The 23,349-nt window shown below is 61.3% G+C and carries 20 protein-coding genes and 1 tRNA gene; 14 read left to right on the top strand and 7 right to left on the bottom strand.

Annotated elements, in window-relative coordinates; genetic code table 11:
* Positions 1-29: 29 nt before the first annotated feature.
* From NKI66_RS30090 to NKI66_RS30080, 3 genes are all read right to left on the bottom strand, one after another.
* Positions 30-2,120 carry an O-antigen ligase family protein gene (locus NKI66_RS30090; RefSeq protein WP_023808571.1) on the bottom strand — a complete coding sequence of 697 codons (2,091 nt, stop codon included), beginning with the start codon at positions 2,118-2,120 and terminating at the stop codon, positions 30-32.
* A gap of 227 nt (positions 2,121-2,347) precedes the next feature.
* A tRNA-Gln gene (locus tag NKI66_RS30085) sits at positions 2,348-2,422 on the bottom strand.
* Positions 2,423-2,550: 128 nt separating this feature from the next.
* Entirely contained in the window at positions 2,551-2,895 is a 345-nt protein-coding gene (locus tag NKI66_RS30080) for a VOC family protein (protein WP_023808570.1), read from the bottom strand.
* A 223-nt stretch (positions 2,896-3,118) separates the two neighbouring features.
* Here NKI66_RS30080 and ppdK point away from each other — a divergent pair, with 223 nt between their 5' ends.
* The 3 genes from ppdK to NKI66_RS30065 all read left to right on the top strand — a co-directional run bounded on the left by ppdK (position 3,119) and on the right by NKI66_RS30065 (position 7,929).
* Entirely contained in the window at positions 3,119-5,797 is a 2,679-nt protein-coding gene (ppdK, locus tag NKI66_RS30075) for a pyruvate, phosphate dikinase (RefSeq protein ID WP_023808568.1), read from the top strand.
* A 118-nt stretch (positions 5,798-5,915) separates the two neighbouring features.
* Positions 5,916-7,019, top strand: a complete 1,104-nt coding sequence (locus NKI66_RS30070) for a glycosyltransferase family 9 protein (protein WP_023808567.1) — start codon at positions 5,916-5,918, stop codon at positions 7,017-7,019.
* Positions 7,020-7,188: 169 nt separating this feature from the next.
* Entirely contained in the window at positions 7,189-7,929 is a 741-nt protein-coding gene (locus NKI66_RS30065) for a polysaccharide deacetylase family protein (protein ID WP_023808566.1), read from the top strand.
* A gap of 39 nt (positions 7,930-7,968) precedes the next feature.
* On the opposite strand, the gene NKI66_RS30060 is transcribed toward NKI66_RS30065, so the two are convergent.
* Positions 7,969-8,358 carry a DUF427 domain-containing protein gene (locus tag NKI66_RS30060; protein WP_023808565.1) on the bottom strand — a complete coding sequence of 130 codons (390 nt, stop codon included), beginning with the start codon at positions 8,356-8,358 and terminating at the stop codon, positions 7,969-7,971.
* A 143-nt stretch (positions 8,359-8,501) separates the two neighbouring features.
* Positions 8,502-8,858, bottom strand: a complete 357-nt coding sequence (locus NKI66_RS30055; RefSeq protein WP_023808564.1) for a hypothetical protein — start codon at positions 8,856-8,858, stop codon at positions 8,502-8,504.
* Positions 8,859-9,041: 183 nt separating this feature from the next.
* On the opposite strand from NKI66_RS30055, the gene NKI66_RS30050 reads away from it, so the two are divergent.
* Together NKI66_RS30050 and NKI66_RS30045 are read left to right on the top strand one after the other, a co-directional pair.
* On the top strand, positions 9,042-10,670 hold the full coding sequence (locus NKI66_RS30050; RefSeq protein WP_352721767.1) for a fatty-acid--CoA ligase: 1,629 nt from the start codon (positions 9,042-9,044) through the stop codon (positions 10,668-10,670).
* An 80-nt stretch (positions 10,671-10,750) separates the two neighbouring features.
* The gene (locus tag NKI66_RS30045; RefSeq protein WP_023808562.1) at positions 10,751-11,536 is read left to right on the top strand and encodes a DUF1499 domain-containing protein; all 786 of its coding nucleotides are present in this window, start codon (positions 10,751-10,753) and stop codon (positions 11,534-11,536) included.
* Positions 11,537-11,549: 13 nt separating this feature from the next.
* Here the strand turns inward: NKI66_RS30045 and NKI66_RS30040 are convergent, their stop codons facing one another.
* Positions 11,550-12,548, bottom strand: coding sequence for a LacI family DNA-binding transcriptional regulator (locus NKI66_RS30040; protein WP_023808561.1), 999 nt, complete (start codon positions 12,546-12,548; stop codon positions 11,550-11,552).
* A 195-nt stretch (positions 12,549-12,743) separates the two neighbouring features.
* On the opposite strand from NKI66_RS30040, the gene NKI66_RS30035 reads away from it, so the two are divergent.
* Genes NKI66_RS30035 through NKI66_RS30015 form a run of 5 tightly spaced genes read left to right on the top strand, consistent with a single transcriptional unit; the run spans position 12,744 to position 17,452 of the window.
* Complete coding sequence (locus NKI66_RS30035; protein WP_023808560.1) at positions 12,744-13,784, top strand: ABC transporter substrate-binding protein; 1,041 nt, start codon at positions 12,744-12,746, stop codon at positions 13,782-13,784.
* A 27-nt stretch (positions 13,785-13,811) separates the two neighbouring features.
* Entirely contained in the window at positions 13,812-14,849 is a 1,038-nt protein-coding gene (locus NKI66_RS30030; RefSeq protein ID WP_128302533.1) for an ABC transporter ATP-binding protein, read from the top strand.
* Positions 14,846-15,733, top strand: coding sequence for an ABC transporter permease (locus tag NKI66_RS30025; protein WP_023808558.1), 888 nt, complete (start codon positions 14,846-14,848; stop codon positions 15,731-15,733). The genes NKI66_RS30030 and NKI66_RS30025 overlap by 4 nt, the downstream gene beginning before the upstream one ends.
* Complete coding sequence (locus tag NKI66_RS30020) at positions 15,726-16,517, top strand: ABC transporter permease (protein WP_023808557.1); 792 nt, start codon at positions 15,726-15,728, stop codon at positions 16,515-16,517. Before NKI66_RS30025 ends, NKI66_RS30020 begins: the two co-directional genes overlap by 8 nt.
* A gap of 14 nt (positions 16,518-16,531) precedes the next feature.
* A complete protein-coding gene (locus NKI66_RS30015; protein ID WP_023808556.1) occupies positions 16,532-17,452 on the top strand; it encodes a phosphorylase family protein in 921 nt (306 codons plus the stop codon).
* Between the two features lie 19 nt (positions 17,453-17,471).
* Here NKI66_RS30015 and NKI66_RS30010 read toward each other — a convergent pair whose 3' ends face one another.
* The gene (locus NKI66_RS30010; RefSeq protein ID WP_023808555.1) at positions 17,472-18,398 is read right to left on the bottom strand and encodes an MBL fold metallo-hydrolase; all 927 of its coding nucleotides are present in this window, start codon (positions 18,396-18,398) and stop codon (positions 17,472-17,474) included.
* 117 nt (positions 18,399-18,515) lie between these two features.
* Between NKI66_RS30010 and NKI66_RS30005 the strand changes: the two genes are divergently transcribed.
* From NKI66_RS30005 to NKI66_RS29990, 4 genes are all read left to right on the top strand, one after another.
* A complete protein-coding gene (locus NKI66_RS30005; protein WP_023808554.1) occupies positions 18,516-19,106 on the top strand; it encodes a biotin transporter BioY in 591 nt (196 codons plus the stop codon).
* Positions 19,107-19,470: 364 nt separating this feature from the next.
* On the top strand, positions 19,471-20,748 hold the full coding sequence (locus NKI66_RS30000; RefSeq protein ID WP_050592621.1) for a sugar transferase: 1,278 nt from the start codon (positions 19,471-19,473) through the stop codon (positions 20,746-20,748).
* Between the two features lie 43 nt (positions 20,749-20,791).
* Positions 20,792-22,066: a nucleotide sugar dehydrogenase gene (locus tag NKI66_RS29995; protein WP_023808552.1), complete on the top strand. Its 1,275-nt coding sequence runs from the start codon at positions 20,792-20,794 to the stop codon at positions 22,064-22,066.
* The gene (locus NKI66_RS29990) at positions 22,066-23,091 is read left to right on the top strand and encodes an NAD-dependent epimerase (protein ID WP_023808551.1); all 1,026 of its coding nucleotides are present in this window, start codon (positions 22,066-22,068) and stop codon (positions 23,089-23,091) included. The genes NKI66_RS29995 and NKI66_RS29990 overlap by 1 nt, the downstream gene beginning before the upstream one ends.
* The last annotated feature ends 258 nt before the right edge of the window (positions 23,092-23,349 follow it).

Here is a 23,349-nt window from a genome sequence, read left to right as displayed (position 1 = left end):
TGGTCAGATACGTGCTGCGCCGGCAGACCCTAAAAATAGGTCCGCGGCGCGACAAGGTTCTTCTGCTGGCGAACATAAAAACAGTAGAAGCCGAACGCCGCGGCAAACCACATGAAGGCCTCACCCATGGCCAGCCGGTTGTTGGAATTGGTAAGGATGCTTAGGGCGAAGAAGACCAGTGTGGAGATGTAGCAGGACCATGCGGCCGGAGCGACAAGCTTGGCTCGCATGGCCAGTAGAACCTGCCTGGCCGACCAGGTGTAGAGAAAGGCAAAGAACGCCAATCCGACCACACCATAGCGCACGGCAATCTCCAGATAACCATTGTGGAAGACGTTGAAGATCATGGGATGATAGGTTCTGTTCTGCCATTCGGTCAGCCAGCTGGAACTGGCTCCGAAGATCGGGTGGCGCTTCCAGATATTGATCGCATCCGCCCACAGCATCAGCCTCTCCTTGGCTGCAAGCGGAACCGCGTCGCTCGCGATGGCACGGTCGAAGGCGGGGAGGACCCCATGCCTGAACACATCCGGAACCAAGGTTTTGATGAATGCCATGGTATCGTCGGCGGTGGACGAGAAGATGTTGTGTGCTGCGACAATGCCGGCCGCCACGATCACCAGCACGCCACCCGAAACCAACAGTTCGCGACGATGGCCTCTCGCCAGGGTCATGACCGCCAACAAGAGCAGAGCGAGCGCAAGCGCAAGCCACACTCCCTTTGACCGCATCTCGATGATATTGACGAGGGCAAGCAGCAGGACGGCTGTCGAGAGGACCCAATGCAGGTTCTTGGTTGCTTTCCCGAGGTCCGTTCTCTGGGCCGAGTAGGCCATGAATTGCAGCGTGCAGAGGAAGATGAAACCGGCCGCTACCGACGCGTGGATGGGATTGTTGAAAAGCCACGGGGCCGGTTGGATGCCTTGAAACATGTCCGAATAGAAGGTGTCCGCAGCCAGGAAGACGAGACTGAGGATCATGAACCAGAGCACGAGCCGTGCGGGTTGCCTGACAAACAGCAGAAACGCGAAGCCGGTCGTCGCGTAGAACAGCGGAAACATGTAAATGCCTTCGGCGCCACCCAACTGGTGGGTGCCGAAATAGACGATCGCCAGTCGGATGAAGACATAGAGCGACCAGCCCAGACACAGAAAGCCGACCCAACCGATCAGCGGTTTGCTGTAGGTCCACAAATCCACTCTGAACCAGCGGATGACCGCGAACAGGGCCAGCGCCAGGCCCGCATAGCGGTAGGTGTCGGCCTCGCGCCACACCGCGGAAACCAAAGCTAGAATGGCGAGTGCCGCAAGCAACAGAAGCAAGGTGTGGCGCGGCGCGTTGTCCTTGGCATCATCCAGGGCATCTCGCGGCAGAGGGGGCGGCAGCAGGACGTGATGGAGGCGGCGCAGCTCGTCGCTGGCCCGCAACACCCCGGCACGTATCCGGCTCGGCCCGCCCAGCCTTGCGGATTTGTAGCTTCCCGAGGGGCCCGCTATGCCCGAGATCCCACTGCTGGCGGCGAAGCCAAGCACGTTTTGGCGGACCGAATAGACTTTCAGACCGGTATCCCAAAAGCGCTCGAGTGCAACGTCCCATGGCATTTTCATAACGGCGAGCGCCGACAACAGACCCTGCGCGCCCTCCCGCGTCACCAGATAGGCGGCGGCCGAGCCTTGCGGGCCATGCAGCGCACGACCGATCTCGTCGCCTTCCACTGTCTCGACCGCGCGCATGAAGAAGCTCATGCGATGGTTGGTCAGCTTGATGACATCGAAATCCGGCACCGCCGCGATGATGGCCTCGATGCGCCGCATGGTGTTTTCGCTGAAGAGGACGTCGTCCTCGACGATCAGGCCATGGGCGCTGCCACCGGCCAGGAACGTTTCCAGCGCCTGGATATGGCTGCGGTAACAGGCATATTCGCCCGAAAGGATGTCGCGCCCGCTCAGCTTGCGCGCGGCTGGCAGATCGATCTCCGTCCAGTCTTTTTCAGCAAGCGCCCGACCGTCGACGGCGGCAATGCGCCGCAAGGTCAGTCCTGCCGTTTCGGCGCTGGCAAGCAATTCGCTCCAGCGCTGGGTCTCGCGATCGAGGTTGATGGCGAAGATAGGAAGGTTCATTGAAGTTCCATGTTGAGCCGCCACCCACCTGGCCGACCTATGTATGGAAAGAAGGAGATGTTCAAGGCGACACTGTCCAGATCATGTGCAAATGCTGACCCGAATTTGCCGCGATGGCGTTGGTTTCGCTGAACTTATGACGCAGTCGAACTATTAACCGACCGGCTTCATGGAAGATCGCAAAGGTACTCTCGGGTCCCATGTGTCCGGAACGGACCTGAGCGGGATGGCTGGGGCGCCAGGATTCGAACCTGGGAATGTCGGTACCAAAAACCGATGCCTTACCACTTGGCGACGCCCCAATTGCCGTCAGAGTCGCTTGTGCGGCGCGTTATTAGCAGAGCAGCCAAAAAGCACAATCCTTATGAGTGACGGTTGGAACGCTCGAATTGGGCAGGCAACGCAGCACTGCCAAATGATATGCAGCGGGCTATTCGGACCACACCGCCATCTCGTTTCCGGCTGGATCGACGAAGTGGAAGCGCCGGCCGCCGGGGAACGGGAAGATCGGTTTGACGATCGTGCCGCCGGCGCTTTCGACAGCGTCGAGGGTTTGCTCCAGATCCCTGCTGTAGAGCACGGGCAGCGGCTTTGATGGCGCTTCCGTGGCATCTGCCTGGAAGCCTCCGTCCAGGCCTTCGGCAAAAGCCGAATAGGTCGGCCCATAATCGGTGAACGACCAGGCAAAGGCGGTACTGTAGAAAGCCTTCAGCCGGTCCAGCGTTCCACCGGTCGCGGGCATTTCCAGATAGTCGAGTTTTCCGGGCAGTTTCATGGCGCACCTGTTTGTTCCCTTTATGTTCTACATCAAAAACCTCGGAATGGCAAGTCATTTTGCCGCATCTTCGGACGCGGCTTTTGCTTAATCGATTGTAGAAGGCCGACCGCTTTGCCGGCGCTTGCCTTTCGCACTGCAGCATCATATCGCTCCAAGGACGGACCGGCGGAACTTTCCGTTTCGCCAATCTTTCCAATCTCCTGCAACCGGAGAGCGATGCATGACCAAATGGGTTTTCACCTTTGGCGATGGTGCGGCGGAAGGCCGTGCCAGCGACAAGAATCTCCTGGGCGGCAAGGGCGCCAACCTGGCCGAGATGTGCAGCCTGGGGCTGCCGGTGCCGCCGGGCTTCACCATCACCACGGAGGTCTGCAACGCGTACTACGCCCACGGCCGTATTTATCCGGCCGGGTTGGAAGCCGATGTCGCGGTCGCGCTCGATCACATCGGCCGGCTGACCGGCCGTCGGTTCGGCGACCCGTCGAAACTGCTGCTGGTGTCGGTGCGTTCGGGCGCTCGCGCCTCGATGCCCGGCATGATGGACACCGTGCTCAATCTGGGCCTGAACGACGAGACGGTCGAGGCGCTGGCCGCCGATTCCGGCGATGCGCGCTTTGCCTATGACAGCTACCGCCGCTTCATCCAGATGTATTCCGATGTCGTCATGGGCCTCGATCATGAGGTGTTCGAAGAAATCTTGGAAGATCAGAAAGGCGGGCTCGGGCACGAGCTCGACACCGAACTGACGGCGCTCGAATGGCAGGGCGTCATCGCGCTCTACAAGGCCAAGGTCGAGGAAGAGCTCGGCAGGCCTTTTCCGCAGGATCCGCACGAGCAGCTCTGGGGCGCGATATCAGCCGTGTTCTCGAGCTGGATGAACAACCGCGCCATCACCTATCGCCGCCTGCACGACATTCCCGAAAGCTGGGGCACGGCGGTCAACGTCCAGGCCATGGTGTTCGGCAATATGGGCGAAACCTCGGCCACCGGCGTTGCCTTCACGCGCAACCCTTCGACCGGCGAAAAGATGCTCTATGGCGAGTTCCTGGTGAACGCGCAGGGCGAGGACGTCGTCGCCGGCATCCGCACGCCGCAGAACATCACCGAAGCGGCGCGTATCGCAGCCGGCTCGGACAAGCCGTCGCTGCAGAAGCTGATGCCTGACGCGTTCCAGTCCTTTGTCACCATCTCCGACAATCTGGAGAAGCACTACCGCGACATGCAGGATCTCGAATTCACCATCGAGCGCGGCAAATTGTGGATGCTGCAGACCCGCTCCGGCAAGCGCACCGCCAAGGCGGCGCTGAAAATTGCCGTCGAGATGGCGCGGGACAGGCTGATCACGAAGGAGGAAGCCGTCGCCCGTATCGACCCGGCCTCGCTCGACCAGTTGCTGCATCCGACCATCGACCCCAAGGCCGCGCGCGACGTCATCGGCATCGGACTGCCGGCGTCGCCCGGTGCCGCCACCGGCGAGATCGTCTTTTCCTCCGGCGACGCCGAGGAATTGAAGACGCAGGGCCGCAAGGCGATCCTGGTGCGCATCGAAACCAGCCCCGAAGACATCCACGGCATGCATGCGGCGGAAGGCATCCTGACCACGCGCGGCGGCATGACCAGCCACGCCGCGGTGGTGGCACGCGGCATGGGCAAGCCTTGCGTCTCCGGGGCCGGCTCGCTGCGTGTCGACTACAAGGCCGGCACGCTGATGGCGATGGGCTCGACCTTCCGCAAGGGCGACATCGTCACCATCGATGGCAGCAATGGCCAGATATTGAAGGGCGCCGTATCGATGCTGCAGCCGGAACTTTCCGGCGATTTCGCCGCCATCATGGAATGGGCGGACGCGGTGCGCCGCATGAAAGTACGAACCAATGCGGAAACGCCGCTCGACGCGCGCATGGCGCGTTCCTTCGGCGCTGAAGGCATCGGCCTTTGCCGCACCGAGCACATGTTCTTCGACGGCGAGCGCATCGTCGCCATGCGCGAGATGATCCTGGCCGACACCGAAAAGGACCGGCGCATCGCACTCGCTAAGCTTCTGCCCATGCAGCGCTCGGACTTCCTCGAACTGTTCGAGATCATGGCCGGCCTGCCGGTGACGATCCGCCTGCTCGATCCGCCGTTGCACGAATTCCTGCCGAAGACCGAGGAGGAGGTGGCCGAGGTCGCCGCCGCCATGAAGGTGTCGCCGGACAAGCTCAGGCAGCGCACCGAGGCGCTGCACGAGTTCAACCCCATGCTCGGCCATCGCGGCTGCCGCCTGGCTGTCTCCTATCCCGAGATCGCCGAGATGCAGGCACGCGCCATTTTCGAGGCGGCGGTGGAGGCCGGCAGGAAGGCCGGCGCCCTGGTGGTCCCCGAGATCATGGTGCCGTTGGTCGGCCTGGTGAAGGAACTCGATTACGTCAAGGCGCGCATCGATGCGGTTGCCAAGAGCGTCATGGAGGAAACCGGCGTCAAGATCGATTACCTCACGGGAACCATGATTGAGCTCCCCCGCGCCGCGATCCGTGCCCATGTCATTGCAGAGTCGGCCGAATTCTTCTCCTTCGGCACCAATGACCTGACCCAGACGACCTTCGGCATCTCGCGCGACGATGCGGCCTCGTTCCTGGAAACCTACCGCCAGAAGGGCATTATCGATCAGGACCCGTTCGTCTCGCTCGACATCGACGGCGTCGGCGAACTGGTGCGCATGGCCGCGCAAAAGGGCAAGGCGACGCGGCCAGACATCAAGCTCGGCATCTGCGGCGAACATGGCGGCGACCCGGCTTCGATCCGCTTTTGCGAAGAGGTCGGCCTCGACTACGTGTCCTGTTCGCCCTATCGCGTGCCGATCGCCAGGCTGGCGGCCGCGCAGGCAGCGGTGCTGGTTGCGAAGGCAGGCCGCCGATAGGATCCATCCAGCTTACCGTTTTGTAAGGCAATTCACGCGAACGTGCTGGCGGCGTCGCGTAATCTCGACATTGTTCCTGCCCAATTTGCGGCCATCCGCAAATTGCTCCCGGAAACAGATGCTGCAGATTTCTCCCGCGCCGTTCCACTCGATCCTGGTCATCCAAACTAAGTTCATAGGCGATCTCGTCCTCGCCTCGGCGCTCGCCAACAACCTGCGGCTCGAATTCCCCGGCGCCAGCATCGTCTTTCTGTGCGAGGCCCGCTTCGAGAGCTTCGTCATGGCCCATGGTATCGCTTCCGAGGTGGTCGCATTCAGGCGCGACCGCATGCGCGGAACGCCCTTGGAGCGCGGGAAGGAGCTCTACGCCATGGTGCGGGCGTTACGCCGCTTCCGTTTCGACCTGACCATCGACCTGACCGATTCGAAGACGTCGCGCATGGTCACCGGGCTCGTCAACGCCAAGACCCGTGTCGGTTACAATCCTTCCGAAAGACCCTTGCGTATGTTGGAGCGGCAACCCGCCAATGTCTTTGCCAAGCCCTACGGCTTTGATGGTCAGCATTTCCTGTACCGCTACCTCTCGCCGCTCGAAGCGCTCGGCATCGAACTTCGCACGGTGATTCCGAACCTTCAGCCGCTGCCATCGGAGACGGCGAAAGCATTGGCGCTGCTGGGTAAGCACCATCTGCGGCCAAACGCATTCATCGCCGTGCATGCGGGTGCAAGCTTCGAGGGCCGACGTTGGCAGCCGGAGCGGTTTGCAGCAGTGATCGTCGAGATTGCCGGCGAGACCAGCCTGGATGTCGTCTTGGTGGGCGGCCCGGACGAGCGCGAGATCGCCGAACGTATCGTCGCCAGAACCGCGCCCTCGGTCGTCAATCTCGTCGGTGACCTGTCGCTTGAAAGCCTGCTGGCGTTGCTGAAACAGGCTCGGCTGTTTCTCGGCAATGAGAGCGGCCCGATGCACATGGCCGCAGCCACCGGAACCCCGGTTGTCGGATTGTTCGGTCTGACGGAGCCGTCGCGCTGGGGTCCAGTCGGCGTGCCCAGCATCTCGCTCCAGCCGCCGATGCCTTGCGCCTGCATGGCCGAAAACCTCTGCCGCGCGCCGGATCCGAGCAAAGCATGCTGCGTCTGGGGCCTGGAGGTCAAGCCTGTGGTCGATGCGGTGCGCGAGGTTCTTTCGCGCACCGAAATGAAACTGGAACACGCCATCTGAGATCATGCGCCGCATGCACGACCGCTCTCGACGCGGTGGAATGACCTGTCGCCCACAGGAACGGCCACATTGTCGCGGAGCGCTTTTCAGCTATGCACCATCCCGATTTCCGCCTTCATGCGGGTCGTTGGGATGCCTGCTTGAAATGACGGGTCCGGGAATCGGTTTGATGCGCCTGCTGCAAAAAAATCTCTGCATGATCGCCCTGTCGTGGGCGATGGCATCCGCCAGCCATGCCGCGCCGCTCGTCGAGCCGACGCTGCACATCAAGTCGCAGGCGAGCGGAGCCGGCCGTGTGGCGCTTACGCTCGACGCGTGCGGTGGACAGACCGACAACCGGATACTTTCGGCGCTGGTGGACAACAAGATTCCCGCCACCATTTTCGTGACCGGCATCTGGCTGAGGCGAAACGCCGCCGCCGTCGAAATCATGCGGGCGCATCCCGATCTGTTCGAACTGGAAAATCATGGCGGCCACCACATTCCGGCGGTCGACACGCCGCGGAAAATCTATGGCATCCGCAGTGCCGGCAGCCCGGACGCGGTGCTGGCCGAGGTCGAATCGGGAGCCGCCGCTCTTGCCGGGACCGGCGAGCCGGCACCGAAATGGTTCCGTGGCGCAACCGCCGAATACAGCCCGTCGGCAATCGCCATGATCCGCAAGCTTGGCTTCAAGGTCGCGGGTTTCTCGATAAACGGCGACGGTGGCTCTTTGCTCGGCGCCAAGGAGACCGCCCGGCGCATCGCGGCGGCCAAGGATGGCGACGTCATCATCTCGCACATCAACCAGCCGACCCATGCGGCCGGCGAAGGCGTGGTGCAGGGGCTGCTGGCGCTCAAGGCCAAGGGCTTGACCTTTGTGCGGCTCGACGATGCCGAAGGCATCGGCAACAACGGCACGACGGAGTGAGTGGCCAGCCGAGCGGATCTCGATGCCTTCGGCGTCGGCTCAGTCCGGTTTGGCTTCGATCGTGACCTTGCTGGCATAGAATGCGCCGTGGTTGCGGATCTCAGCCATCTCGTCGAAAGGCCGCTCATAGGCCCACATGGCGTTCTGGCCGGTCTCCCCGGCAGGCAGCACGCTCCAATAGCTTGCATCGCCCTTGTAGGGGCAATGGGTCGAGTGGTCGGTGCGGCCGAGCTTGCCGAAATCGATGTCGGCGAACGGAATGTAGAACGCCGCCGGATAGGGGGCCTCGGTCAGCACCTTGGCCTTCGCTGTTGAAGCGATGACCATGTCTCCGGCACGCACGGTAACGGTGCCGGCATAGGACTCGATGGTGATGATTTTGTCTGGGTTGCGTTGGAAACCGGGTGCGGGGTTGGCGATCTGATCCATGCGGGGGCTCTCCTTGCGTCGACTTTAAGGTGTGTCGCGCAAGCGCATTGTGCAAGCCGCTATCGCCATCCAGTACGCAAAACTTGCCGGGCCGACGCCGATGGATCGCGCCTTGGAACCCTCGAGATACTTGTCGTCAGCTGTCAGGCAGCGGCCTTGAATACGTCCATGAGACCGGCATAGGCGGCAGCGATCCCGGCGACCGGGTTGCTGCTTCTCGATACGGTCTCGACCTTCAAGGAACCGCCGCCGGTAGGCAAGGTGAGCAGCAGGAACTGGCGGTTTCCGCCATCGCCGACTGACGCGGCCGCGACGTGCTGGTCCTCGCCCTGATTCTGGACGCACATCTTGAACAGCAGCGTGCCGCCGACCGCTTCCAGCGCGCCGCCGACAACTTCAACAAATTCATCTTCGGAAACAGTTTTTGTGTCCGGCACCACATCGGCCAGACTTTCGGCAAGCGTACTCTCGAGAGCCTTGTCGTCGAGCTGCGCGTCCATGCGAACCTCTTTCAGTCGCCAATCGCACCCCTTTGCCCGTTAACGAAACTTAACGCCGACGATGGCCGCATTGTGGCGGTTTTCCACCAATGCGGCACTTGGTGGTGCTGGCGGCTGGACAATCGGCCGGTTCGCTCCACAATAGCCCGAAAAGCACAACGCAAAAGCGTGAGGGAGGACCGAATGCTGGGACTGATGCAGGAATGGCCGCTGCTTTGCCATAAGCTCATCGACAATGCCGAGCGGCAGCATGGCGTGCGCGAGATCGTGACGCGCTCGATCGAGGGGCCGATCGTGCGCACCACTTACGCCGACATCCATCGTCGTGCCCTGAAGGTCGCCCAGCGGCTGGAGCGCGACGGCTATGGGCTGGGCGACCGTATCGCGACGCTCGCCTGGAACACCGCACGCCATATCGAGGCCTGGTACGGCATCATGGGCATCGGCGCCATCTACCACACGCTCAATCCGCGGCTGTTTCCCGAGCAGATCGTGTGGATCATGAACCATGCCGAGGACAAGGCAGTCTTCGTCGACCTGACCTTCGTTCCGCTGCTCGAGAAAATCGCCGGCGCCGTAAAATCGCTGAAGCAGGTGATCGTGCTGACCGACAGGGCGCATATGCCGCCGACGACATTGCCCAACGCGGTCGCCTATGAAGATTGGCTTGACGAAGCGGATGGCGACTTCGCCTGGAAGACCTTCGACGAAAGCACCGCCGCCGGCATGTGTTACACGTCCGGGACCACGGGCGATCCCAAGGGCGTCGTCTACAGCCATCGTTCGAACGTGCTGCACGCCATGATCGCTGCCATGCCCGACGCCATGGGACTGTCGTCGCGCGATACGATCCTGCCTGTCGTGCCGATGTTTCACGCCAATGCCTGGGGCCTTGGCCAGAGCGGGCCGATGATCGGCGCCAAGCTGGTCATGCCCGGCTGCAAGATGGACGGCGCCTCGATCTATGAACTGCTCGACACCGAGAAGGTGACCTTCAGCGCCGCCGTGCCGACCGTCTGGATGATGCTGCTGCAGCATCTGGAGGAGACCGGCAAGAAGCTTCCCTATCTGAACAAGGTTGTCATCGGCGGCTCGTCCTGCCCGCGCGCGATCATGACCAAGTTTCAGCAGAACTACGATGTCCAGGTCATCCATGCCTGGGGCATGACCGAAATGTCGCCGCTCGGCACGCTGTGCACCCTGAAGCCGGACCATGCCGGTCTTGAGGGCGAAGCCCGGCTCGATGTCCAGCAGAAACAGGGCTATCCGCCGTTCGGCGTCGAAATGAAGGTGACCGACGACGACAACAACGAGCAGCCTTGGGACGGCAAGACTTTTGGCCGCCTGAAAGTGCGTGGGCCGGCCGTTGCCCGTGCCTATTATGGCGGCGCCGGCGTGGAGCAGTTCGATGAGGATGGCTGGTTCGACACTGGCGACGTCGCCCACATCGACGCCGGCGGCTACATGCAGATCACCGATCGCGCGAAGGACGTCATCAAGTCCGGCGGCGAATGGATTTCGACCATCGACCTCGAGAATCTGGCTGTTGGCCATCCCGATGTCGCCGAGGCGGCAGCCATCGGCGTTCAGCATTCGAAATGGGGCGAACGGCCGCTGCTGGTCGTCGTCCGCAAACCGGGCAAGGAACCGACCAAGGCTGACATTCTCGACTTCATGGACGGCAAGGTGGCCAAATGGTGGATGCCGGACGATGTCGCTTTCGTCGGTGAAATTCCGCACACCGCCACCGGCAAGATCCAGAAGATCACCTTGCGCCAGCAATTCAAGGACTATCGCCTGCCGACGGATTGACGCGATGGTGCATGTTTCGGCTTCATGCCATCGCAAAAAGGCACTAAGTCTCCGTTCGGGTTGGGGCAGCACGGAAAACGATGGTTAGCATTCCTGAACGGCAAACGTCGAAGGCGGCCGGCTGGTCGCGGCGCACGGCCGCTTTTTCGTTGGTGCTGCTGCTGACGGTCTTCGTCGGCCATCGCTTCGATCTCGTCGAAACACCTGTCTTTCTGTGGGTGCTGGGCATTGTCGCGCTGCTGGCGGCGATGGCGCTGTTGTTTGCCGGGTTTGCCTTTTCGCGGCTCTGGAATTTCGGCGACCGCGGCGGTCGCGACCTGACGGTCGGCGCGCTGCTGGCACTGCTGGTGCTCGCACCCTATGGCGTCGCCGCCTACTGGGCGACGATCTATCCGCCGCTCAGGGATATCTCGACGGATTTCGACGAACCGCCGGCGCTCGACGTGAGCGACCGGAGGAAGGATATGAACGTGCTTGCGCCGTCGACGCCTGGGGAACAGCGGCTGCAGACCGATAGCTATCCGCTGGTCAGCGCACGCAGCTACGACCTGCCGTTCGAGACCGTCGTCAATGCCGTCGAAACCGTGCTCGACCGGCGCGACTGGGAGCTGTCGGAACCCTATCCCGATCTCGCCGGGCAAAGCGAGGTGACCATCACCGCCGTCGCCAAGGGCTTCGTGATCGGCCTTCCCGCCGACGTGGCGATCCGCGTGACGGACGATGGCGACACGGTCATCGTCGACATGCGGTCGGCATCCCGCTACGGCCGCTACGACCTCGGAGACAATGCGGCGCGCATCACCGAATTTCTCGCGGAACTCGACCAGGAAGTCGCCGGTCAGGTTGGCGCCGCTCCGGTCGAATGAGACCCAGGGGAGGCTATTCGCCAGGGTCGAACTCTCCTTTGAACAAGACTGTCGCGACCGGTCCAATCGGATTGGCGATCCGGCTCTCCAGGACTTCGACAAGTTTGCGTCCGACACCCGCTATGTCCACGAAATGAACGCCGATCTTCGCAGGCAGGAAGCGCGATAGCCGCGTGCTGTCCCGAGTGACAATGTGGATGTCACTCCCTGGCGCGAGACCTCTTCTGCCGAGAGCGTGTAATGCCCCCAGAAGGCCCAGTTCGTTGGCGCATGCCAAGCCCGTCGGCGGATCTGACCAGGCCAGCATGCGATCGAACCAGGCTGCGCTCGATTCCATGGTGAACATTCCATGACCGATCAGCGACTGGTCGATCGGAATACCAGCCTCGGCCATTGCCCTTCCATACCCGGAAAGACGCATGGCACTCGCCTGGTCGCCCGGAACGAGAAGTTGCAGCGCAATGCGTCGGCAGCCCTTGTCCATGAGCCGCCGGGTCGCCTCGTAGGCAATCTGTTCATTGTCGATGTCGACATAAGGATATGCTGTATCCAGGTCAGTTCTTCCAAACGCGACGAATGGCATGCCTCTATCCAGCAATAGCTTAACGCGCGGATCACCCGAGACCATGCGTGTGATAATCAGTCCGTCTGTGCTGCCCGCCTGAAGCTGTCGCTGCACACTCTCGATGGGATCATCATCGGGCGTGGTGGAGTAGATGGATAGGCTATAACCCGCTTGCCGCGCCGCCAGCGTCATGCCTTCGATTAACGGAAGCTTCAACAGATCGGACAGATGATCTTTTGTTTCCATCGGGTATATTGCTGTCATCGTCAGCGTGCGGCCAGTTTTGAGCGCGAAGCCATGATGATTTGGCACATAGCCGACCCGCTGCGCCACTTCCTTGACGCGAGCGATGGTGGCGGGATGAACCTCCGGCCCATCCTTCAGCGCGCGGGATACCGTGGTGACCGAAAGGGAAAGTTCCGCCGCGATCTGTTTCAGGTTGGTCATGTCGCCCGACCTCATTTGCGAAAGCGCCGGCTGATTTGCTGACTTCCACTACGTGACCGAATTCCACCTCACGGTCAATCCAAGCTCTCGCTAAAGCAGCTTGACTCTCCTGCAATTGGATGCAATCGTAACGTTACGATTGTCAAGAATTGGCCATTTTGAGCGCGTCTCAACAAATTCTAGGGAGGAGAACCTATGTCTTGGTTACGCATTTCCTTGACGGCATTAGCATTCTCGGCCGCCGTGCCGGTCTATGCCCAATCAGTCACCATCACGACCGCGGGCGGCGATTATGGCAACGCCATGAAGGAAGCCATGTGGGCCCCCGCTGCAAAAGAGCTTGGCTATGATGTCCGCGAGGAGACCCTCAGCGACGGCTTGGCCGCCCTGAAGATGCAGGTCACCTCGGGCGCGGTCACAACCGACGTCATTCACCTGGGCTCACCGGAGGGCGCGCAGGCCGCCGCACAGTCGCTGCTGGAGCCGCTCGACTACAAGATCATCGATCCAAAGGCCGTGCCGGATGGCGCAAAGTCCGACTACTGCTATCCGTTCGACTCCTATGGCACCGTCATGTCCTGGAACACCAAGACCTATGGCGAGAACCCGCCAAAGACATGGGCGGAGTTCTGGGATGTTGCCAAATTTCCGGGCCGTCGCGCCCTCCGCGCCAATGCACAGGACTCGATCGAGATCGCGCTGCTCTCGGACGGCGTAGCACCGGCCGACGTGTATTCCGTGCTCAGCACGCCGGAGGGCCTGGATCGCGCGATCAAGCGGCTTGAAGCGATCAAACCAAATGTCGCGGTGTGGTGGACTTCGGGAGCTCAGTCCGCGCAGTTGCTGAAAGATGGCGAGGCGGATTTGGTCGTTACCTGGAACGGGCGGGCCCAAACCGTGAAAGCGGATGGCGGCGCGGTCGATTACACGTTCAAGGGTTCCGTCATCGGTACGGATTGCCTCGGGGTACCGAAGGGGGCGCCGAACAAGGAAGCGGCCATGAAACTCATCGCGGCGATGACACAGCCCGCGCGCGTGGCGAAGCTGACCGATTTCATCGCTTATGGCCCGGTCAATCCTGCTGGCTATGAGGGTGGCCTTATTCCCGAGGACCGTCTGAAGACCCTTGCGACCGCGCCTGAAAATGCCGGCACTTCGGTGTTTTCGAATGCGGACTGGTGGGTCAAGAATGGCGAAGCTGCTCAAAAAACCTTCGATGAGATGATGGCCCGCTGAGTCTCAGCTTTAAGGCTGAAGCACATGATGAAGTCGCTCCCGATCACCATCGACAGCGTGCGCAAGACCTACGGATCTTACGTCGCGCTGGACGATGTCTCGCTCGACATTCAGGCTGGCGAATTTCTCACGCTCTTGGGGCCGTCCGGATCGGGCAAGACCACGCTGCTCATGGCTTTGGCCGGATTTGTCCGGCCCGATTCCGGTAAACTTTTGTTGGACGATCGGGACATTACCCGCCTGGCCCCCAACAAGCGCGACATCGGCATAGTCTTCCAGAACTACGCCCTGTTTCCCCACATGAACGTTCTGGCAAATGTCGAGTATCCGTTGGTGCTGCGCAAGACGCCGAAAGCCGAGGCCCGCCAGAGGGCACTCGACACTTTGGCCCGCGTGAAGCTTGAAGGTTTGGCGGAGCGCAACATTGCCGCATTGTCCGGCGGCCAGCGCCAGCGGGTGGCGTTGGCGCGGGCGATCGTCTTTGAGCCACGCGTGATGCTGATGGACGAGCCGTTGTCGGCGCTCGACAAGAACCTGCGCGAAACCATGCAGTACGAGATCCGGCGTCTGCACGATGATCTGGGGATCACCACGATCTATGTGACGCATGACCAGCGCGAAGCGCTAATCATGTCCGACAGGATCGCGGTGATGAATTCCGGCCGCATCCAGCAGATCGATACGCCACAGCGGATCTATGATCGTCCATCGACCCGCTTCGTCGCGGAGTTCATGGGCGAGGCCAACATTGTGGCCCCGGGCTCGGCGCGCAGAATAGACGGCGCCGATGCGTCACGCGAAGCTCTGATGATCCGCGCGGAATGCTTCCATCTTGATGCGAAGCTCGTCGGGCCAGACGGGGTGGCCCTTGAGGGAACGCTGCGCGCCAAGGCGTTTCGTGGCGAGAACTGGCTTTTGACGCTGGCGCTTGACGGCGGGCAAGAGATACTTGTCTGCATTCCGGCGGCGCTGGCCAGCGGCTGCGCCGAACTTGCCGCCGGTCAGCGGGTGACCGCCTATGCACCAGCAGCGAAAGTTCACGCGATACCGGGAGTGGTAGCGTGACCGTCCTTGCCGATCCTGCGCTCGCGGCAGACGCGCGACGCGAGCGGCGGTTCTTCCTCTCGCTTTCACTGCCTGCGCTGTTCATCGTCGGACTGGCGGCGATACTGCCTATCCTATGGATCATCCGGCAATCCTTCCTGACCACGGGGGGCGAGTACACCGTCGGCAACTACGAGAAGGTGCTTTCGAGCGGGCTGACATGGTCGGCACTGGTCACAACCCTTGAACTGTCCCTGGGCACGCTGGCGATCTGCATTCTTCTCGGTACTCCCCTGGCGCTCGCCCTGGCCAGCGCCAGACCAAGGGTGGCCAATTTGCTGATGGCCTTCGTCATGCTGCCGTTGTGGACCTCCATTCTGGTGCGCACCTATGGCTGGCTCGTGCTGTTGCGACGCGATGGCCTGATCAACGCAACTTTGACGGGTTCAGGCCTGACAGCTGAGCCATTGCCGCTGGTCTACAATTTCACGGGAACGCTGATCGGCATGGTTCACTACATGCTGCCGCTTTTTCTGCTGCCCGTTTATGCGGCGATGCGCGATATCGATGCAAACCTCGTCCGCGCGTCGGCGAGCATGGGCGCCACTCTCGGGCAAACGATCCGCACGGTCATCCTGCCGCTTTCGGCCGGCGGCATCTTCTCGGGTTCGATCATCGTCTTCATTTACACCATAGGGTTCTTCATCACGCCCGCGGTGCTTGGCGGTGGCAAGGTAAATCCGCTTTCCACCCGGATCGAGCGCACGCTATCGACCTTCCAGGATTGGGGCTCGGCGAGCGTCCTGGGCATTCTGCTCCTCGTTCTTATGGCGTTGGTGGGGGTGATGTTCCTGGCTGCGCGGCGGCTCATTGCCGGACGCAGCATCGGCACAGCCCATGCTTGAAGCCTATCCAGACAGCAGGCTGGCCCGCATCCTCCTGTGGAGCTTTTGTGCGCTCGTTATGGCGTTCCTGATGCTGCCGACGCTCGTCGTCGTCCCGCTCTCCTTTTCGGCGTCCAATCTTCTCGAGTTCCCGCCGCGCGCATACTCGTTGCGCTGGTACGAGACTTTCTTCGGTTCGGCGACATGGATGGCCGCACTCAGGACGAGCCTGATCCTCGGCACATTGACAGCGATGATCACAGTGCCGCTGGGGCTTCTGGCCGGCATCTCGATCAACCGGCTCGGCGGAAAGGCCGCCGTAACCATTCAGGGCGTTCTGCTCACCCCGTCCATTGTGCCGGGGATCCTGCTCGCGATCGGTCTCTTCTTTGTTCTGGCGGCGCAACGTCTTGTCGGAACGCTGTTCGGTGTCCTGGTCGGACATGTGGTACTAGCCATTCCGGTCGCGTGCATTGTGTTGTTGCCCGCCTTGGCCCGCTTTGACTGGAACCAGGTTCAGGCGGCGCGCAGCCTGGGCGCAAACTGGGCGAGAGCCATTGGCGGAATAATTATCCCCCAACTTCAGATCAGTCTGTTGTCGGCCACACTGATGGCCTTCCTGACCTCGCTAGACGAATCCGTCATTTCGATCTTCGTCGCGAGTGGTCAAAACAGCACGCTGCCGAAGCTCATGTTCCTGTCGCTGCGCGATCAGATCGACCCGACCATCGCGGCGATTTCGACCTTGTGGACCGTCATCGTCGTGGTCGTTGTCCTGGTCGTGACCCTTCGCCAAAAATCCTGAGCGAGACTGAAAACATGCCCAACAATCATCATGCAGCCGACGATCTGGCCGATCATTCAACGGACATACCCCAAGTGGGGTTGGCGATCATCACCGGATCGGCGAATTGGGGTCTCGCCTTTCCGGAAGATGTCGAAGTTGATGGCGTCCGCACCTTGCAGCGAGACATGAGTTTCCAAACGCCTTTCGGTCCCAGCGACAATTGGAAGCTGCTCGAATTCGATGCATCTATTACCGTCGAGGGCAAAACGAAACGTGCCCTGTGCATGTATTCGCACGGCAATCCCCGAGACCATATCGACCATTCCTGTCATCGCCGCGCGTTCTGGGTGTTGATGAGTGCGGGTGTAAGGCAGATTCTCTCCTGCTCGACCATTGGCGCCGTCAACAAGGCTATCAAGCCCGGCGACATGGTGGTGAACGCCGATATCCTGGAACTGACGCAGACCCCGTTTTCACTACTTCCCGGCCGCCAGAGCTTCGACTGCTCGGGCAAGCAGATCGTATGTCCAAGATGTGCGGCATTGTTGGCCGAGACCGCCCGGCGCCATTGGCCAGCCGAATGCCGCGTCCATGGCATCGAGCAGCAGTTGGTGGCTGCCCACTGCTACGGGCCGCGACTGACAACTCCCGCCGAAGCTCTGGCATATCGAAACATGGGAGCGGACGTGCTCAACCACTCGATCGCCCCTGAGGCCACCTTATCGCGCGAGATCGGCGCCTGTTTCGTGCCCCTGGCGTTCGTCACGGCCGGTTTCAACGACTATATGGACCGCGAGCGCCAGAAATTGCTGCAGGAGCACGTGCTGCCGAGCCTCTCCATGACAGCCTCGCGGGTTGCGCTGGAGACCGCGGCACGTCTTCCAACGGATCCCGAATGCTCTTGCCAGGGCTTGAAGTCGCCTCAGCCAGCAGAGCGCTCCAGCCGGTTCTAGAGCGAATGGCGCCGATAGCTTAGCCAGCCGGCGTGAAAATGCCGTCGATGGCCGGTGCGGCATCGGTCACAACCAGGCCGCGCGCCGTCAGGTCCTCGAGATGGGCAAGCACCGACAATCCGGCGGCACCATGCAGCCGCGGGTCGGTGTCCCTGTAGATCGCCTTGACCATGTCCACGATCGTCCGGTCGCCCTCTTTGACCCGCTCCAGGATGGCGCGCTCGCGCATCTTTCGATGCGTCTTCAACCCGCGCATGAAAGCGCGCGGTGTTGTCACCGGCCCGCCATGTCCCGGCAACAGCAAGCGGTCCCCGCGTTCGATCAGCCGGTCCAGCGAGGCCATATAGTCGGCCATCGCTCCATCCGGCGGGGCGACGATGGAGGTTGCCCAGGCCATGACATGATCGGCCGAAAACAGGATACCGGTTCCCTCCAGCGCGCCAATTCTTTCCAGCGCGAACGCCGCATGATTGGCGGTGTGGCCCGGGGTCAGAACCGTCCTGATCGACCAGCCGTCGCCGTCGACCACCTCGCCGTCGGGCAGGGCGACATCAGGGACGAAACCCGTGTCGGCACTGGCATCGAGCGCATTGGTCTCGCCGATATGCAGGGCTCTTGCCGGCCGGTGCGGCCCCTCTGCCAGCACGAGGGCGCCGGTGCGCTCTTTCAGCCGGGCCGCCAGCGGGGAGTGGTCGCGATGCGTGTGGCTGACGAAGATATGGCTGACCGGCCGGTCTGCGATCACGCCGAGCAGGGTCCGCAGATGCGCCTCGTCATCCGGCCCCGGATCGATCACCGCCAGCGTATCGCGGCCAATTATGTAGCTGTTGGTGCCGTGAAAGGTGAAAGGGCTTGGATTGCGGGCCGTGATGCGCTGGACATCGGGCGCGACGTTCACCCCCTGGCCATAGAAGGGGTCGAAGCCGGTATCGAATTTCAGTGCCATGCATCGGTGCCTTGTTTCGGGAAACGGCAAAACCGATTGCCGCATAACACGCAAGCCAATATAGGAGGATGTGAGGCCGCGAACATCGGTGTGCGGCAATCGGATTGGGGAAATACCATGGCAATTGCAACTACGATGCGTCCGCTTGTTTCTCTGGCTCTGCCGCAAAATGGCGCGGCGCGGCTGGCAACGCAGCTTTTCCTGGCCATCGCCGGAACGCTTGTGCTGACCCTGTCGGCCAAGACCAAGGTTATGCTCGGGCCGGTCGACATTTCGATGCAGACGCTGGCCGTGCTGCTGATCGCCGCCGCTTTCGGCATGCGTCTCGGCGTCGCCACCCTGCTGCTCTACATGGCGGAGGGCGCCATGGGCTTCCCCGTCTTCCAGAGCACGCCTGAAAAGGGTCTCGGCATTGCTTACATGCTCGGCTCGACCGGCGGCTATCTCGCCGGCTTCGTGGTCATGGCGGCCATTGTAGGCTGGGCCGCGGATCGCGGCTGGGACCGCCATCCGATCAAGCTTTTCAACGCCATGCTGGTTGGCGAAGTCGTCATGATGGCGATGGGCTTTGCCTGGCTGGCTCTGCTGATCGGCCCGGAAAAGTCGTGGCAGTTCGGCGTCGTGCCCTTCATCGTCGGCGACCTGATCAAGGTGGCTCTCGCGGCAAGCCTGGTGCCGGCCGTCTGGACGCTGCTGAAGCGCGGCTGAAGCGCGCGATCGAAGAAACGGCCAGGGGCAATCAAGCCACTGGCCGGAGCGGCGTGACTGGCCGATTTCCGGTCTGGTGTCCGCCAACCTCGATAGATTGTCGGTTATATCGCCCTAGACGCTGCGACATCTTCAGTAATGATCATCAAGCCGCTTTATTAGCCTAGGCTTTTCAATTCCCGAACTGTTGACCTAAGAAATAGATGCTTGCTGGCGCAGCCGCGCTGTCGTAGCTCTTGGTCTTCGACTGTATCGAATCGCCGGGGGGCGAGACGTCCGATTCGTTGTTGTGAGCGATTAGGTCAGATGCACTATCGCGCTGGTCTGTCGCCGACACGGCAGCTTCGGGGAAGGGGGGAAGACGTTGAATGTCGCAGCGTCGACTATTGTCGGAAGCCGGCATTTCCTGTTCAGGATTCGGTTTCAACTGCTTGGCGGACTGACATTCGCGATTTTTGCGCCGGCGATCATCCGGATTGTCTTCAATCCTGAATTTATCTATTCGGCCAATCTTCAGGTCACGGTGGCCGCTGCGGTCATCGCGCACCTTGTGGGCTTCTTGTCCTATCGCCGCATCGGAAATTTCCCGGGCGTGGCCGCGGCAAGTTACATCTTGCCGACATTTGCCCTGTCCTATGGGGCTGTTTTCCTGACCATCTTCTTTTTTCGGTTCGAGTACAGCCGGTTTCAAGCCGCCGCCAGTTTCACGCAGTCCACGCTCTGGTATTTCGGCCTGAGCCTGTTGACGCGGCGTCTCGATCCGTACCGGCTCGTCGTGATTCCCGGCGGAGATGTCGAGCGCCTCAAGACGTTACCGGGTGTGCATTGGTTTTGGATCAAGTCGACCAGTACGATAATCGAAAGAGCCAGCGGCGTGGTCGTTGATCTGCGTGCCGATCTTGGCGCGGAATGGGAACGATACATCGCGGATCGGGCCCTTTCGGGAACGCCCGTATACCACGTCAAGCAGGTCAGCGAGTCGCTGACCGGGCGGGTCGAGATCGAGCACCTGTCGGAAAACACGCTTGGTTCACTCAATCCGAACCAAGCCTATCTCAAGATCAAGCAGGCAGCCGACTGGGTCTCGGCACTTGTCTTGATTATCGTTCTTTCCCCGGTTCTGGCGTTAATAGCGCTGCTGATCCGGCTGGATTCCGATGGTCCCGCGCTGTTTCGCCAGCAGCGCATGGGCTACCGGGGCAAGATCTGCACGGTCTACAAGTTTCGCTCGATGCGCCAGCACTCTGACGCCGGCAGCGACAAGGAGAGGGCGATCACCAGGCGCGATGATGATCGCATCACCCGAGTCGGGCGTTTCCTGCGAAAATCCAGGATCGACGAACTGCCGCAGGTCATCAACATCCTGCGTGGCGAAATGAGTTGGATCGGACCGCGACCGGAAGCTGTCGTGCTGTCACAGTGGTACGAGGCTGAGCTGCCATTCTATCGCTACAGGCATATCGTCAGGCCAGGCATAAGTGGGTGGGCACAAGTAAATCAGGGGCATGTGGCTGCCGTCGATGACGTTATGGAAAAATTGCACTATGATTTCTATTACATAAAGAACTTTTCGCCTTGGCTGGACGTTTTGATAACCCTCAAGACAATGAAAACGATGCTTACCGGCTTTGGTGCGCGATAACCAATGCGAAGCATGGCTCTGGAATAGCAAGCGCAGGAAGCAGATGGATCTCGCCTCCAGGAAAATAGCGATCATCGGGCTTGGCTATGTCGGCCTGCCGCTGGCGGTCGCCTTCGGTGCCGGCAGGGATGTCGTCGGTTTCGACATCGACCAGTCGAGGGTGGACGCGCTGAGGCGTGGCGACGACCATACGCTGGAAGCCAGCAGCGATGAGATCAGTGCTGCGTCGCGGCTGACATTCACCACCGACAAGGCCGATCTGCGCGATTGCGGGATTTTCATCGTCACGGTTCCGACGCCGATCGACAGGGCCAATCGTCCGGATCTGAAACCGCTGATCATGGCATCGACTTTGGTCGGTGAGGTCATATCGCCAGGCGCGGTGGTGATCTTCGAATCGACGGTCTACCCCGGCTGCACGGAAGAGGTGTGCGCTCCGCTGATCGAGAAACATTCGGGCCTGCGCTACAATGAGGGGTTCTTCCTCGGCTACAGTCCCGAGCGCATCAATCCGGGCGACCGCGAGCATCGGTTGCAAACGATCGTCAAGGTCACCAGCGGCTCGACGCCGGAAGCGGCCGAAGGTATCGATGCGCTCTATGCCTCGATCGTGCCGGCAGGCACACACCGTACCTCGAGCATTGCGGTCGCCGAAGCGGCCAAGGTCATCGAGAACACTCAGCGCGACCTCAACATCGCGCTGATGAACGAGCTGTCGCTTATCTTCGGCAAGCTCGGCATCGACACGTCCGAAGTGCTGGAAGCCGCCGGCACCAAATGGAATTTCCTGCGCTTCACGCCTGGTCTCGTCGGCGGCCACTGCATCGGCGTCGATCCCTACTATCTCACCCACAAGGCCCAGGAACTCGGCTATCATCCGGAGGTGATTCTTGCCGGCCGCCGTATCAATGACGGCATGGGTCAGCACGCGGCGGATCAGACGGCCCGCCTGATGATGCGCAAGGGAATACCTGTCGTTGGCAGCCGGATTCTGGTGATGGGCGCGGCTTTCAAGGAAAATTGTCCGGACCTGAGGAATTCCAAGGTCGCCGATATCGTCGCCCAGCTGAAGGAATACAATGCCGGCATCGACATCTGGGATCCCTGGGTCGATGCGCAGGAATGCGCGCGCGCCTTCGGCATAACGAGCATGAAGGACATTCCCGACGAGCGCTATGACGGCGTCATCGTGGCCGTCGGCCACAGGCAGTTCCGTGCGCTGGGCGTCGATGGCCTACAGGCGCTTTGCAAGACCCCGAGCGTCATCTACGACATCAAGGGTCTGTTCCCCAGGCATGTTACGGATGGGCGTTTCTGATGAGGGTTCTGGTCACCGGCGCCGCCGGCTTCATAGGGTATCACGTAGCCAAGCGGCTGCTGGAGCGCGGCGACGAGGTCGTCGGCATCGACAACGTCAACGACTACTACGATCCGCAGATCAAGGAGGCGAGGCTGCGGCTGCTGGACGAGGCGAGCCGCAAGACCAATGCGGGCTATCAGTTCATCCGCGGCAATCTCGCCGACAGAAGCGTGGTCGATGCCTGCTTTGCCGACCACGCATTCGACCGGGTGATCCATCTCGCCGCCCAGGCCGGGGTTCGCTACAGCCTGGAAAACCCGCACGCCTATGTCGAAAGCAACATCATCGCCTACACCAACATGCTGGAGGCCTGCCGCAACAACTCCGTTGCGCACCTGACCTATGCCAGCACGTCGAGCGTCTATGGCGCCAACACCGACATGCCGTTTTCCGAGCACCGGCCGGCCGACCACCCGCTGCAGTTCTACGCCGCGACCAAGCGCGCCAACGAGCTGATGGCGCACAGCTACAGCCATTTGTTCGGGCTGCCGACAACCGGGCTTCGCTTCTTCACCGTGTATGGCCCTTGGGGGCGCCCGGACATGGCGCTTTTCCTGTTCACCAGGAACATCCTTGCCGGCGAGCCGATCAAGCTGTTCAACAACGGCAACCACACGCGCGACTTCACCTATGTCGAGGATATCGCCGAAGGCGTCGTCCGAGCCAGCGACAGCCCGGCCACAGGCAATGCCGCCTGGGACTCCAGCCGTCCGGATTCGGCCACGAGCAGTGCCCCCTGGCGCATCTTCAACATCGGCAACAACAGCCCGGTGAAGCTGACCGCCTATGTCGAGGCGCTGGAAAACGCGCTTGGCCGGAAAGCCATCGTCGAACTGCTGCCGCTGCAGCCCGGCGACGTGCCCGATACCTTTGCCGACACATCGGCGCTGGAGCAGGCGGTGGGCTACCGTCCGACGACGACGGTGACCGAGGGTGTCGGGCGGTTTGTGGAGTGGTACCAGTCGTACTTTGGACGGGGATAGGCCTGTTCTTGGCGGTTCGCGGCTGGTCCGCGCATAGCTGCGCCCGATGACCGCGCAACTAGGAGGAGATGGAATCGATACGGCTCGCAAACAGGCAGTCTGCAACCCATTGCAGTCCCAGGCACTATTGAGCGTTTGCATCCCCACGTTCAATCGTAAGCGCTGTTCTCAGGCCACGGCCCTGAGTTCGGGAGCCGGGATGTAGGCCCAGGGCAGCAGGTCGTCGATCTGGCTGTTCGGGTGGCCATTGACGATCCT

The organism is Mesorhizobium sp. M0518 (genome assembly GCF_040321125.1).
In the GTDB taxonomy this organism is placed as follows: Bacteria; Pseudomonadota; Alphaproteobacteria; order Rhizobiales; family Rhizobiaceae; genus Mesorhizobium.
This window is presented reverse-complemented; position numbering and strand designations above follow the sequence as displayed.

What these genes read in the sequence shown, in the direction of transcription:
- NKI66_RS30055 (WP_023808564.1), bottom strand. Translation starts at nt 8,858, where the DNA reads ATGGACGCGCAGCTCGACGACAAGGCTCTCGAGAGTACGCTTGCCGAA.
- NKI66_RS30060 (WP_023808565.1), bottom strand. Translation starts at nt 8,358, where the DNA reads ATGGATCAGATCGCCAACCCCGCACCCGGTTTCCAACGCAACCCAGAC.
- ppdK (WP_023808568.1), top strand. Translation starts at nt 3,119, where the DNA reads ATGACCAAATGGGTTTTCACCTTTGGCGATGGTGCGGCGGAAGGCCGT.
- NKI66_RS29990 (WP_023808551.1), top strand. Translation starts at nt 22,066, where the DNA reads ATGAGGGTTCTGGTCACCGGCGCCGCCGGCTTCATAGGGTATCACGTA.
- NKI66_RS29995 (WP_023808552.1), top strand. Translation starts at nt 20,792, where the DNA reads ATGGATCTCGCCTCCAGGAAAATAGCGATCATCGGGCTTGGCTATGTC.
- NKI66_RS30040 (WP_023808561.1), bottom strand. Translation starts at nt 12,548, where the DNA reads ATGACCAACCTGAAACAGATCGCGGCGGAACTTTCCCTTTCGGTCACC.
- NKI66_RS30080 (WP_023808570.1), bottom strand. Translation starts at nt 2,895, where the DNA reads ATGAAACTGCCCGGAAAACTCGACTATCTGGAAATGCCCGCGACCGGT.
- NKI66_RS30030 (WP_128302533.1), top strand. Translation starts at nt 13,812, where the DNA reads ATGAAGTCGCTCCCGATCACCATCGACAGCGTGCGCAAGACCTACGGA.
- NKI66_RS30015 (WP_023808556.1), top strand. Translation starts at nt 16,532, where the DNA reads ATGCCCAACAATCATCATGCAGCCGACGATCTGGCCGATCATTCAACG.
- NKI66_RS30035 (WP_023808560.1), top strand. Translation starts at nt 12,744, where the DNA reads ATGTCTTGGTTACGCATTTCCTTGACGGCATTAGCATTCTCGGCCGCC.
- NKI66_RS30050 (WP_352721767.1), top strand. Translation starts at nt 9,042, where the DNA reads ATGCTGGGACTGATGCAGGAATGGCCGCTGCTTTGCCATAAGCTCATC.
- NKI66_RS30010 (WP_023808555.1), bottom strand. Translation starts at nt 18,398, where the DNA reads ATGGCACTGAAATTCGATACCGGCTTCGACCCCTTCTATGGCCAGGGG.
- NKI66_RS30005 (WP_023808554.1), top strand. Translation starts at nt 18,516, where the DNA reads ATGGCAATTGCAACTACGATGCGTCCGCTTGTTTCTCTGGCTCTGCCG.
- NKI66_RS30020 (WP_023808557.1), top strand. Translation starts at nt 15,726, where the DNA reads ATGCTTGAAGCCTATCCAGACAGCAGGCTGGCCCGCATCCTCCTGTGG.
- NKI66_RS30070 (WP_023808567.1), top strand. Translation starts at nt 5,916, where the DNA reads ATGCTGCAGATTTCTCCCGCGCCGTTCCACTCGATCCTGGTCATCCAA.
- NKI66_RS30045 (WP_023808562.1), top strand. Translation starts at nt 10,751, where the DNA reads ATGGTTAGCATTCCTGAACGGCAAACGTCGAAGGCGGCCGGCTGGTCG.
- NKI66_RS30090 (WP_023808571.1), bottom strand. Translation starts at nt 2,120, where the DNA reads ATGAACCTTCCTATCTTCGCCATCAACCTCGATCGCGAGACCCAGCGC.
- NKI66_RS30065 (WP_023808566.1), top strand. Translation starts at nt 7,189, where the DNA reads ATGCGCCTGCTGCAAAAAAATCTCTGCATGATCGCCCTGTCGTGGGCG.